This window comes from Streptomyces sp. NBC_01571 (assembly GCF_026339875.1).
GTDB lineage: Bacteria > Actinomycetota > Actinomycetes > Streptomycetales > Streptomycetaceae > Streptomyces.
The window spans coordinates 5,376,640-5,387,858 of record NZ_JAPEPZ010000001.1 but is presented as its reverse complement, the minus strand read 5'-3'; the positions used below and the strand labels follow the sequence as shown (position 1 = coordinate 5,387,858).

The following is an 11,219-nucleotide window of genomic DNA, read 5'->3' as shown; positions in this document are numbered from 1 at the left end:
ACCCCGCCCGCGAGCTGCGGGGCGGCGGCTCAGCGCAGTGCGTTCGGCGGTGTCAGCGCAGTTCCTTCGGCGGTGTCCGCGCGCTGTCCACCTTGTCGACGCGCTCCAGCTCGCCCCAGACGACGTACCGGTAGCGGGACGTGTAGACGGGCGTGCAGGTCGTCAGGGTGATGTAGTGGCCCGGCTTCTTCTTGCCGGACTCCTTGGGGACCGGGCCGAGGACCTTCACGTTGTACTTCGAGGTCTCGGGGAGGATGCCGAAGACCTTGTAGACGTACCACTTGTCCCTGGTCTCGAAGACGATCGGGTCGCCCTTCTCCACCTTGTCGATGTTGTGGAACTTGGCGCCGTGGCCGTCGCGGTGGGCGGCGAGCGTGAAGTTGCCGTTCTTGCCGGTCATCGGCAGGGACGACTTGACGGGGTCCATGTAGTAGCCGGCGACGCCGTCGTTGAGGATCTCCGTGGAGGTGCCCTTCTCGACGAGCACCTCACCGTTCTTCATGGACGGGACGTGCAGGAAGCCGATGCCGTCCTTGGTGTCCAGCGCGCCGGGGCCCTTGTCCGCCGCCGCCCAGTTGTCACGGACCTTGTCGCCCTGCTGGTGCGCCGTGCGGTCCGCGACGACGTTCGTCCACCACAGCGAGTAGACGACGAAGAGGCCGAGCACCAGGCCCGCGGTGATGAGGAGTTCGCCGAAGACACTGACCGCCATCGCGATCCGGCCGGGACCACGCCTTTTCGGTGCGGGCGCCTCGGCGTCGGCGTCGGTGCGCTCGTCGTGGTCGGTCCTCGCTGCCACTGTGCATCTGCCCCGTCTGGTCTGTCTCAGGTTGTCTCACGTGCTCGTCGCCCGAGGGGCCGACAGCGCACCGCTGGATGCGCCTAGCCGATGAGGGCGTCCGGCTTGCCCTTGCTGCGCGGGCGTTCCTCGACCATCTTGCCCCACACGATCATCCGGTATTTGCTGGTGAATTCCGGCGTGCAGGTGGTCAGGGTGATGTAGCGGCCTGGCCCCGTGAATCCGGACCCCTTGGGGACGGGAGCCAGCACACTTGTGTTCGAAGGGGACGTCACCGGCAGGATCGACGCCATCTTGTAGACGAAGTAGTCGTCCTGCGTCTCGACGACGATCGCGTCGCCCGGCTTGAGGCGGTTGATGTAGCGGAACGGTTCACCGTGCGTGTTGCGGTGGCCCGCGAGGCCGAAGTTGCCCGTCTTGGCGTCCGGCATCGCCGTCTTGAGACTGCCCTCGCCGTAGTGGCCCACCATGCCGCGGTCGAGCACCTTCGTCTTGCTCGTGCCCTCCGCGATCGGCGCGACGACGTCCAGCTTCGGGATGTGCAGGATGGCGAAGCCCTGTCCCGGCTCGAACGTCCCCGGGCTCCGCTTGCCGCTCGCCCAGTCCTCCTGGAGGTGGTGCGCGGCGCTGCCGGCCTGCTGGTGCGCCCGGACGTTCGACCACCACAGCTGGTAGGTCACGAACAGCAGCATCAGGACGCCGGTGGTGATGAAGACCTCGCCGACCATCCGGCTCACGACGACCGCCGCGCCGGGCTTCCGCGCCTGGGCGGCCCGGCGGGCCGCCACACGGCTCAGCGGCGCCCCAGAGGCCTCCTGCGCCCCTTCCTGGGGCGTCTGGGACTCCAGGGACTCCGGGGGGCCTCCGTGGCGCCCATGGCGCCGTGCGGCCTTGCGTCGGGCCGCGCGGCCCCCGGGCACGGCTGCCGAATCGTCCGCGGCGTCGGTACGCGTCTTGGGCGCGGCCATGAGCCGGGCCTCCGAGACCTCCGAGGCCCGCAGCGCCACGGTCTCGTCGTCCAGCGGCCGGGCCGCCGTCGGAGGTACGCCGCCGTAGCCCGGACCGGGCACCGGACCGGACGAGGCCGTGGAGGCCCCGTACACGGGCGCGGACGGGGTTGGGGGCGGCGTGTACGGGGGCGGAGCCGTGGAGGCCCCGTACGGGGGCGCGGACTCCTGGAAGGCCGGCATGGCGGTCGTCGCCGGTTCCGCGTACGGCTGCCGTTGCCGCGCGCCGTCGTAGCCGCCCTGCGCCGCCCCCTGCCAGTCCCGCGCGTACCCGGCGGAGCCGTCCCCCGCGTACTGATGGTGGCCGGGCCACTGCTGCCCCGGACCGGCCTGCGGCCCGGCGGTGGGCGCGGCCGGAACGGCATGGCCGGGGGCGGTGTGGACGGGAGGTGTGCGGCCGGGAGCGGGGGCCGTGCCCGGAAGAGGATCGGTGAGCGGGTCCGCCAGCTGCTCGATCGCGCCCTCGAACGCCCCGGGCGCCCCGTACGGCTGCTGCCCGTACGAGGACCCGTCTCCTCCGGCGGCGCCGTAGGCGGCGCCGGACTCGCGCTCGGGGCGCAGCGCGGTCACGCCGTGGCCCTGCCCACCACCGGGGCGAGCCCCGCCGACCTCGCCACGGCACCCTGGTCGCCGCACTCCACGAGCCAGTTGGCGAGCATCCGGTGCCCGTGTTCGGTCAGCACCGACTCGGGATGGAACTGCACGCCCTCAACCGGGAGTTCACGGTGCCTGAGGCCCATGATGATCCCGTCGTGGGTGCGAGCGGTGACCTCCAGCGCGGTCGGCACGGTCTCCGGCTCGGCCGCGAGCGAGTGGTAGCGGGTCGCGGTGAAGGGGGACGGCAGTCCGGCGAAGACGCCCCTGCCCTCGTGCTCCACCAGCGAGGTCTTGCCGTGCAGCAGCTCCGGCGCACGGTCCACGACCCCGCCGTACGCCACCTGCATCGACTGCATGCCGAGACAGACACCGAAGACGGGTACCCCGGTGTCCGCGCAGTGGCGGACCATCTCGATGCACACGCCGGCCTGCTCGGGAGCGCCCGGGCCGGGCGACAGGAGCACCCCGTCGAACCCGTCCTGCGCGTGCGCGGTCGACACCTCGTCGTTGCGCAGCACCTCGCACTCGGCGCCCAGCTGGTACAGGTACTGGACCAGGTTGAAGACGAAGCTGTCGTAGTTGTCGACGACGAGGATCCGCGCGCTCACTGGTTGTTCACCGTCACATCGTTGAAGGGGAGCAGCGGTTCGGCCCAGGGGAAGACGTACTGGAAGAGCACGTAGACCACCGCCAGGACGAGCACGAGTGAGATCAGCGCCTTCACCCACGCGTTCCCCGGCAGATGCCGCCAGATGAAGCCGTACATGCCGTCCCTTCCGTCGCACCACGGCGTCAGAGCCCCGCCCTGCACCACCGGACCCACGCCGTACGGGACCAGACTAACGGCGGAGCGCCCCCGGTTTCCCAGCCTCCACAGGCTGTGTGGAATCCAGATGCGCCCAGACGATCAGCCGGTGGCTGTGACCCCACTCCGGTTCGCAGGTGGTCAGCGTCAGGTAGCGGCCCGGAGCCGTATACCCGGACTTACGTGGCACAGGGTCGATCACCTCAACGTCCGTGGGTACGGTTTTGTAAGGGCCTTTGTCGATCCGATACGTGAACCAGGTCGTCCCGTCGGTCAGCACCACCGCGTCGCCGTGTCGCAGCTTCGGAAAGTCCTTGAGCGGGTCGCCGTAGGTCCGGCGGTGTCCCGCAACGGCGAAGTTCCCCGTCTGCCCCAGCTGGGCCGTCCCCCGATAGTGGCCGAGCCCCTTCTTCAGGACACTCGTTCCGGTGCCTTCGAGCACGGGCTTGTTCCACGTGAAACCAAGACGCGGGATGTACATCACCGCGAAGGGCTTGCCGTACGTGTAGGAGGGCGGCGCCTTCGGGCTCTCGGTGGCCGGGGCGGCGGTGGGCGTCCCCCGCTGCTGCGCCAGTGCCCCTTTCGACCACTGCCGCTGGAGCTGGTCGATCTGGTGGCCCATCTCGCTGTCGGCCTTCACGCCCGTCCAGAACAGCACGTAGACCACGAAGAGCACGATCAGTGTGCCGACGGTGATGCAGAGTTCGCTCAACGTCCTGACGACCACTCGCACCGACACAGGCCCCCCAGCGGCAGCGGCTCCGGCTACTCCACAGGCTTCGCGTAGTGGAGATCCACTGTGCCCGAGTAGCCGGGAAGAGTCACCGTCCCGTTCTCCTCGACTTTCCAGCCGAGCCCGTAGACGTTGACGTACACCATGTAGTTCTGGATCGCCCGGGAGTCCGCCAGCGCCTTCTGGAGCTTCTGGGGGTCACCCACCGCGGTGATCTTGTACGGGGGCGAGTAGACGCGTCCCTGCAGAATCAGCGTGTTGCCGACGCAGCGCACGGCGCTCGTGGAGATCAGCCGCTGGTCCATCACCTTGATGCCCTGGGCGCCGCCCAGCCACAGGGCGTTCACCACGGCCTGCAGGTCCTGCTGGTGGATGACCAGATAGTCGGGCTGCGGCTCGGGGTAGCCGGGCAGCTTGGCCGTGGCGTTCGGCGGGGCGTCGTTGAGGGTGACCGTGACGGCCTTCCCCTTGAGCGGCTGGGTACCCGCCTTCTTCTCCAGCGCGGCGACCTTGTCGCTCTCGGCCTTGCTGCCGCCGTTCTCCCGTCCGGCGAGGGCGTCGACCTGGTCCCGCAGCGCGCCGTTGGAATCGTCGAGCGACGCGTTCTTGTGGCTGCGCTCCTGAATCAGGTCGGAGAGCTTCAGCAGGGACGCGTCGGTGCGGATATTGGTGCCTTTGGCCGTATTGAAGCTGGTGAAGAAAATAAGGCCGGCGAGGGCGAAGACGGCCACGGTGAGCACGCGAACGGGCCGGAAACGGCGCGTATCGGCAGGACTGGAACCCGTCCCTGGAGAGTCGGCAGAATTGCTCAACGTACCCTTATCTCCTTCGGCGCCGCGGAAGCACTACGCTAACGGACGCCCGGGGGAGCGCTCAGTGTCCCCTTGTACGCTGCCCCGGAGCCCGCCCCAGTTCCCTGCGCGGCCACGCAGCGCATCGACAGGAGAGACCCTCGTGCCGAAGTCACGTATCCGCAAGAAGGCCGACTACACGCCACCCCAGGCGAAGCAGACGACCAACATCAAGCTCACCAGCCGCGGCTGGGTCGCGCCGGTCATGCTGGCCATGTTCCTCATCGGTCTCGCCTGGATCGTGGTCTTCTACGTGACCGACGGCTCACTGCCGGTCGACGCGCTGGACAACTGGAACATCGTGGTCGGTTTCGGCTTCATCGCAGCGGGATTCGGCGTCTCCACGCAGTGGAAGTAGCGCTCCGCGACCGACGGTGCGGCAGCTCCCGGACAGCTCTCCCCAGGGCTATCCACTGAGTTATCCACAACTGTTTTCCACAGGTGGAAAAAGAACGACGATCTGTGGATAACTCATCCAGGGTTGACGCCGGTGTGACTGACCTACCGGGATCCGCAAGCCTGTTCGCCCCCTGTCCGACCTGGGAAAACTCGGGTCAGCGACAGGGGGCACAGCTGTTCCCCCACAGCGTGCACAAGATCCGCCACCGTCTGTGGACAACAGCGGTGACCGGGGCGGCTCAGGTGAGCTGAGCCGTCCTGACCAGCGTCGCGACCACCACCGCGACAAGCACCGCCGCGCACACCCCGTACTGGACCAGCGCCCGCCGCTCCCGCGGCGCGTGGACCATCGCGTAGCCGACGACGACACCGCCCACCAGGCCGCCGATGTGGGCCTGCCAGGAAATGCCGAACGCCGGGGTGAAGGTGAAGATCAGGTTGACCACCAGCAGGCCGATCAACGGGCGCATGTCGTAGTTGAGCCGGCGCATGAGAACCCCGGTCGCGCCGAAGAGGCCGAAGATCGCGCCGGAGGCGCCGAGCGACGGCTGGTTCGGGGCGGCGAGCAGGTAGGTGAGCGCGCTGCCGGCGAACCCCGAGACGAAGTACAGCGCCAGGTAGCGGGCCCGGCCGAGGGCCGCCTCCAGGGGGCCGCCGATCCACCACAGGCTGAGCATGTTGAACAGGATGTGGATATAGCTGGCGTGCAGGAACATCGACGTCAGCAGCCGGTACCACTGGCCTTCCGCGATGCCCTCGACCGAGCCGAGGACCGGGACGTACGCCCGGCCGATGAGGTCGAAGCTGTCGGTGAAGCGGTCGCCGACGGCCTGCTGCACCAGGAAGAGGGCGAGGTTGATCCCGATCAGGATCTTGGTGAGGAGCCGGGGGTCCGCGGCGACGGTGCCGCCCGCCAGCGTGCGGGGCCGGGAGGCCGCCGGCGGGTGTCCCGTACCGGAGCCGCCCCGGACGCATTCGGGGCACTGGAAGCCGACGGACGCGCTGACCATGCATTCGGGGCAGATCGGCCGTTCACAGCGGCTGCAGCGCACACCGGTCTCGCGGTCCGGGTGCCGGTAACAGGTCGGCAAGCCCTGGGCATCCTGCGATCCCTGGTCCTTCGGGCCCTGCGGGCTGCCTGGCGCCTGGTCCATCGAGTCCCCTCAATCGGTCGTACGCACTGCATCGCCCCGCCCATCCTTACGGATGAACGGGGCGTTTGGTTCCCTGCGGGAGTCCTCGGGCCCCTCGGCCTCCGGGCTCAGCCCTCGCGGGTCTCGACGACGACCGACTCGATGACGACGTCGTTGACCGGACGGTCGGTGCGCGGGTTGGTCTGGGTGCCCGCGATGGCATCCACGACCTTCTGGCTGGCCGGGCCGGCGACCTCGCCGAAGATGGTGTGCTTGCGGGTCAGCCACGCCGTCGGGGAGACGGTGATGAAGAACTGCGAGCCGTTGGTACCGGGGCCCGCGTTGGCCATGGCGAGCAGATACGGCTTGTCGAAGGCGAGGTCGGGGTGGAACTCGTCCTCGAACTGGTAGCCCGGGCCACCCGTGCCGTTGCCGAGCGGGTCACCGCCCTGGATCATGAATCCGCTGATCACCCGGTGGAAGACCGTGCCGTCGTAGAGCTTGTCCGTGGACTTCGCACCCGTCTCCGGGTTGACCCACTCCCGCTCACCCGTGGCGAGCTCGACGAAGTTCCGGACCGTCTTGGGCGCGTGGTTCGGCAGGAGCCGGACTTCGATGTCGCCTTGGTTGGTCTTCAGGGTGGCGTAAAGCTGCTCGGCCACGATCTGCCTTCCGTTGCCTTCTTTTTGACCCCCCGATCCTCGCACGGACCGGGCCTCGCGTCGTCCGACCACCACCTCCGGGCGAACATCCCGTCGTCCCTCTTGCGGAAAACGCGTCGAGTCCTCCCGCGGGCGGCGCCGCGAGCGCCGATCCGTGGCAGGGTCGGTGGTAAGGCCCTGTTGCCCCGTATGCCCTATCTCGCATGCCCCGCCGTCGCGCAAGGGGCATGATCTCGAAAAGGGTGGAAAGGTGGACTGTGCCTGTTTGGGGTACTCGAACGCCCAAGTACGCCACCGAGGAGGAGGAAAACCCGTGACCCGCATTGACAGCGTGCGCGCCGCGACCGGCTCGGCGAAGGACAGCGTGCTGCACGCCGCGGAAGTGGTGGCGCCTTACGCCGACACGGCCAAGGACCGGGCCTCGCACTACGCGAACGAGGCACGCGTACGGCTCGCGCCCAAGATGTCGCTGGCCGCAGAGCAGGCCCGCGTGCAGTACGACGCCCATCTCGCACCGCGCCTCGAGCAGGCGCGTTCCCACGTGCCGCCCAAGGTCGACCACGCAGCCGTCCGTACCCGCCAGGCGGCGCTCCAGGCCGCCGACTACACCAAGCCGAGAATCGGGCAGGCCATGGCCGCGGCCCAGCCGGTACGGGAGGAGGCCGCGTCACGGGGTGCGGCGGCGCTGGCCGCACTGCGCGGACAGGTCTCGCCCAGGGAGATCGAGAAGCTGGTCCGCAAGCATCGGCGGCGGGCCAAGGCCGGCCGCGCCGTCAAGGGACTGGCCGTCCTGGGACTTCTGGCCGGTGGCGCCTACGCCGCCTGGAGGTGGTGGGACAAGCAGGCCAATCCTGACTGGCTGGTCGAGCCCCCCGCCGCGACGGAGGTGCCCGAGCCGGGCCGCCTGACATCGGTCGACGGCAGCGGCCGACCCGACCTCGACCCCGAGGTCCAGGCCAAGCAGGCCGAGGAGGAAGCGGCGAAGCGCGACGATCGCCACTGAGTCCTGGTCCAGGACATCAACAACGCTGTGGGGCAGGAGACTTGAGGGTCTCCTGCCCCACAGCGTTGTTTCACGTGGAACGGGCCAAAACCGCGGCGCCCGTCGCACCGGGGAGGACAGAGCAAGGGACGGCGGGAACGCCGGCGGGGAAGGCTCTCGTTTACGGATTCCGTCCGCGATGACGTTTGCAACGGCCTTCACGCACAACATCCACACAGACTCTCTTCACCGTGCGCATTGCCCTGGTTACACACCTCTGCTTGTGCCAGTTCACGCACGGCTCCGACAGTGGAGCCCGACCTCCCCCGGGGCGCGGAGACCGCCCGCGCGAGGGCCCCGGGGCCCTCGCGCACCCCGTCCATTTGCGCAAACAAATGCAACGCCTGCGAACTGAACCCTGTGACGCAGGTCACCATGAAGGGGCAAAGCGGGGCATACGAAAACCGGCCGGTCGCCATGAAGGCGTCCGGCCGGTCCGAGGTGTGGAGCCTAGGGGAGTCGAACCCCTGACATCTGCCATGCAAAGACAGCGCTCTACCAACTGAGCTAAGGCCCCTTGAGGGAAGCGTCCGGCCGGTTGATTCGGATACCGACGGGCGCCGGGCACCAGAGTACCGGGTCACCCCCGGTATCTCGCAAAAAGATTGGGGGTCCCCGTGGGCGACCACTCTCCGTAAGATGCTCGACGTGGTTCGCGACAGCGAACCACGGTTTTGGGGAAGCGATGGGGAGACGCAATGGACGCCGCACAGCAAGAAGCAACCGCAAGAGCCCAGGAGCTGCAGCGGAACTGGTACGGGGAGCCGCTGGGGACGCTCTTCCGTAGGCTCATAGACGATCTGGGCCTCAACCAGGCGCGTCTTGCCGGAGTACTGGGCCTGTCCGCGCCCATGCTGTCGCAGCTGATGAGCGGCCAGCGAGCCAAGATCGGCAACCCCGCGGTGGTCCAGCGAGTCCAGCTGCTGCAGGATCTGGCGGGGCAGGTGGCGGACGGCAGCGTCAGCGCCGCCGAGGCGACCGAGCGCATGGACGAGATCAAGAAGTCGCAGGGGGGCTCCGTGCTCAACAACACCACGCAGTCGACGAGCAGTTCCGGTGCGCCCACGGTCAAGCGGGTGGTCCGCGAGATCCAGTCGCTGCTGCGCTCCGTGGCGGCCGCCGGGGACATCATCGAGGCCGCCGACACCCTCGCTCCGACCCACCCGGAACTGGCAGAGTTCCTCCGGGTGTACGGCGCCGGCCGCACCTCCGACGCCGTCGCGCACTACCAGTCGCACCAGAACTGAGCCGACGGTCCGGCCGGCCGCACGCCCCGCGCTGGAGGGCTCGCAACGCCGTCCAGCGCCGCGTCCCGGGCCGCCGGGCACCTCGCGGAAGCCGCAGGACCGACTGCCGAAGGGGAGCGACGCACGACCATGGGTGAGGTCTTCGCCGGACGGTACGAGCTGGTCGACCCGATCGGCCACGGGGGAGTCGGTGCCGTATGGCGCGCCTGGGACCGGCGACGGCGCCGGTACGTGGCCGCCAAGGTGCTCCAACAGAGCGACGCGCACGCGCTGTTGCGCTTCGTACGGGAGCAGGCGCTGCGGATCGATCACCCGCACGTCCTGGCGCCCACCAGCTGGGCCGCCGACGACGACAAGGTCCTGTTCACCATGGACCTGGTCGCGGGGGGATCCCTGGTCCATCTGGTCAACGACTACGGCCCGCTGCCTCCCGCCTTCGTCTGCACCCTGCTCGACCAGCTCCTCGCGGGACTCGCCGCGGTCCACGCCGAGCGGGTCGTGCACCGCGACATCAAGCCCGCCAACGTGCTGCTCGAAGCGACGGGGACGGCCCGGCCCCGGCTGCGGCTGTCCGACTTCGGCATCGCCATGCGGCTGGGCGAACCACGGCTGACCGAGACCGACTACGTGGTGGGAACGCCCGGTTACTTCGCGCCCGAGCAGATGATGGGCGCCGAACCGGACTTCCCCGCCGATCTGTTCGCCGTGGGTCTGGTCGCCCTGTACCTGCTGGAGGGGGCCAAGCCGGACGCCAAGGCGCTGATCGAGTACTTCGCGGAGAACGGCACACCGCCCGCGCCCCAGGGCATACCCGAGCCGCTGTGGCAGGTCGTGGCCACGCTGCTGCAGCCGGACCCCCAGGCGCGGTTCCGGACCGCGACGGGGGCGCGCAAGGCGCTGGCCTCGGCCGCCGAGCTGCTGCCCGAGCCCGGCCCCGACGACGAGTTGGTCGAGGTCTTCGACCAAGTCGGCCCGCTCCCCCCGGGGTTCGCCCCCACAGGACCGGTCGGGACGGCAGCCCGGCCCGCCACCGACCACACGGCCTCCCGGCCCGCGTCCCTCTCCGGACCGGCTTCCGGCGAAGGCCCGGATCACGACCGAGGCCCCGCTTCCGGCCGGAGCATCCCTTCCGGCCGGAGTCCCGCTTTCGGCCAGAGCCCCGCTTCCGTCCAGGGTGCCGTTTCTGACGGGGGCTCGGCGCCCAGCCCTCGTTCCGCCCTCGGCCCCCGTCCCGGCTCCGCCTCCGGTCCCGGCTCCGAGCCCCGCTCCGTCCCCGAGTCGGGTGCTGCCGAGAGCGCGTGGCCGGAGACGACCTCCGGAAGCGTACGCCGGGAGTCCGAACCGGAGGGCGCACGCCGGGAGCCCGTCACCGGCGACGTGCGCCACGCGCCCGCCCCCAGTGACGTCACACCGCCGCGCCCCGCACCGAACTCGGTGCCCCCGAGGCCGTCCACGATGTCGGACACCGGGAGCTTCCACCTGCCGTCACCCCGGGCAGCCGCCCCCGGCGCACCACCACAGGCGCGTCCGCAGCCGCAACCGCAGCCCCACAACTCACCGCCGCAACAGGCCCAGCCGCAACCGCAGCACGCCTGGCACGATACGCAGCGGCGCCCCGTCCCGGGCCACCCGTGGCACCCGCCCGAGCAGCCGCCCACTCCCCCCACCGCGGTCACCGCGCCGAGCACGACCCCCGTGTACGCGCGGCCCTTCGACCTCCGGTCCGCGCCGGTGCCCGTCCCTCAGCGGCCCGCGGATCCGACGGTCGTGATGCAACAGCACGCGCACGGTTCGGCCGGTTCCCACCGGGCCGTGTCCCGGCGGACGGCCCGTCCCGGACCGCCGGCCCGGGTGGCAGTCCCGCTCCTGCTGCTCGCGCTGGCCTGTTTCGCGGTGGGTTTCTGGGCGCTGGCCCGGATCTGAACCCGGTCGGCACCCCGAGCG

Annotated in this window: 12 protein-coding genes and 1 tRNA gene; 4 read left to right on the top strand and 9 right to left on the bottom strand. The window is 69.8% G+C overall.

Annotated elements, in window-relative coordinates; genetic code table 11:
- Positions 1–52 precede the first annotated feature (52 nt).
- The 6 genes from OHB41_RS24270 to OHB41_RS24245 all read right to left on the bottom strand — a co-directional run bounded on the left by OHB41_RS24270 (position 53) and on the right by OHB41_RS24245 (position 4,753).
- Positions 53–799 carry a class E sortase gene (locus OHB41_RS24270; RefSeq protein ID WP_266700303.1) on the bottom strand — a complete coding sequence of 249 codons (747 nt, stop codon included), beginning with the start codon at positions 797–799 and terminating at the stop codon, positions 53–55.
- A gap of 83 nt (positions 800–882) precedes the next feature.
- The gene (locus tag OHB41_RS24265; RefSeq protein ID WP_266700302.1) at positions 883–2,376 is read right to left on the bottom strand and encodes a class E sortase; all 1,494 of its coding nucleotides are present in this window, start codon (positions 2,374–2,376) and stop codon (positions 883–885) included.
- Positions 2,373–3,011, bottom strand: coding sequence for an aminodeoxychorismate/anthranilate synthase component II (locus OHB41_RS24260; RefSeq protein ID WP_266700301.1), 639 nt, complete (start codon positions 3,009–3,011; stop codon positions 2,373–2,375). The genes OHB41_RS24265 and OHB41_RS24260 overlap by 4 nt, the downstream gene beginning before the upstream one ends.
- A complete protein-coding gene (locus OHB41_RS24255; protein ID WP_165854063.1) occupies positions 3,008–3,169 on the bottom strand; it encodes a hypothetical protein in 162 nt (53 codons plus the stop codon). The genes OHB41_RS24260 and OHB41_RS24255 overlap by 4 nt, the downstream gene beginning before the upstream one ends.
- A 73-nt stretch (positions 3,170–3,242) precedes the next feature.
- Entirely contained in the window at positions 3,243–3,941 is a 699-nt protein-coding gene (locus tag OHB41_RS24250; protein WP_266706082.1) for a class E sortase, read from the bottom strand.
- Between the two features lie 32 nt (positions 3,942–3,973).
- Positions 3,974–4,753 carry a DUF881 domain-containing protein gene (locus OHB41_RS24245; protein ID WP_266700300.1) on the bottom strand — a complete coding sequence of 260 codons (780 nt, stop codon included), beginning with the start codon at positions 4,751–4,753 and terminating at the stop codon, positions 3,974–3,976.
- 142 nt (positions 4,754–4,895) lie between these two features.
- On the opposite strand from OHB41_RS24245, the gene crgA reads away from it, so the two are divergent.
- Positions 4,896–5,150: a cell division protein CrgA gene (gene crgA / locus OHB41_RS24240; protein WP_153289608.1), complete on the top strand. Its 255-nt coding sequence runs from the start codon at positions 4,896–4,898 to the stop codon at positions 5,148–5,150.
- Positions 5,151–5,430: 280 nt separating this feature from the next.
- On the opposite strand, the gene OHB41_RS24235 is transcribed toward crgA, so the two are convergent.
- A complete protein-coding gene (locus tag OHB41_RS24235; protein WP_266700299.1) occupies positions 5,431–6,345 on the bottom strand; it encodes a rhomboid family intramembrane serine protease in 915 nt (304 codons plus the stop codon).
- Between the two features lie 107 nt (positions 6,346–6,452).
- The gene (locus tag OHB41_RS24230) at positions 6,453–6,986 is read right to left on the bottom strand and encodes a peptidylprolyl isomerase (protein ID WP_266700298.1); all 534 of its coding nucleotides are present in this window, start codon (positions 6,984–6,986) and stop codon (positions 6,453–6,455) included.
- 313 nt (positions 6,987–7,299) lie between these two features.
- Between OHB41_RS24230 and OHB41_RS24225 the strand changes: the two genes are divergently transcribed.
- Positions 7,300–7,989 (top strand): DUF5324 family protein, encoded by a 690-nt coding sequence (locus OHB41_RS24225; RefSeq protein WP_266700297.1) that lies wholly within the window; start codon positions 7,300–7,302, stop codon positions 7,987–7,989.
- A 483-nt stretch (positions 7,990–8,472) separates the two neighbouring features.
- On the opposite strand, the gene OHB41_RS24220 is transcribed toward OHB41_RS24225, so the two are convergent.
- Positions 8,473–8,545, bottom strand: a tRNA-Ala gene (locus OHB41_RS24220).
- Positions 8,546–8,726: 181 nt separating this feature from the next.
- Between OHB41_RS24220 and OHB41_RS24215 the strand changes: the two genes are divergently transcribed.
- Both OHB41_RS24215 and OHB41_RS24210 read left to right on the top strand, forming a co-directional pair.
- Positions 8,727–9,275, top strand: a complete 549-nt coding sequence (locus OHB41_RS24215) for a helix-turn-helix domain-containing protein (protein WP_266700296.1) — start codon at positions 8,727–8,729, stop codon at positions 9,273–9,275.
- A 129-nt stretch (positions 9,276–9,404) separates the two neighbouring features.
- Positions 9,405–11,198, top strand: a complete 1,794-nt coding sequence (locus OHB41_RS24210) for a serine/threonine-protein kinase (RefSeq protein ID WP_266700295.1) — start codon at positions 9,405–9,407, stop codon at positions 11,196–11,198.
- Positions 11,199–11,219 lie beyond the last annotated feature (21 nt).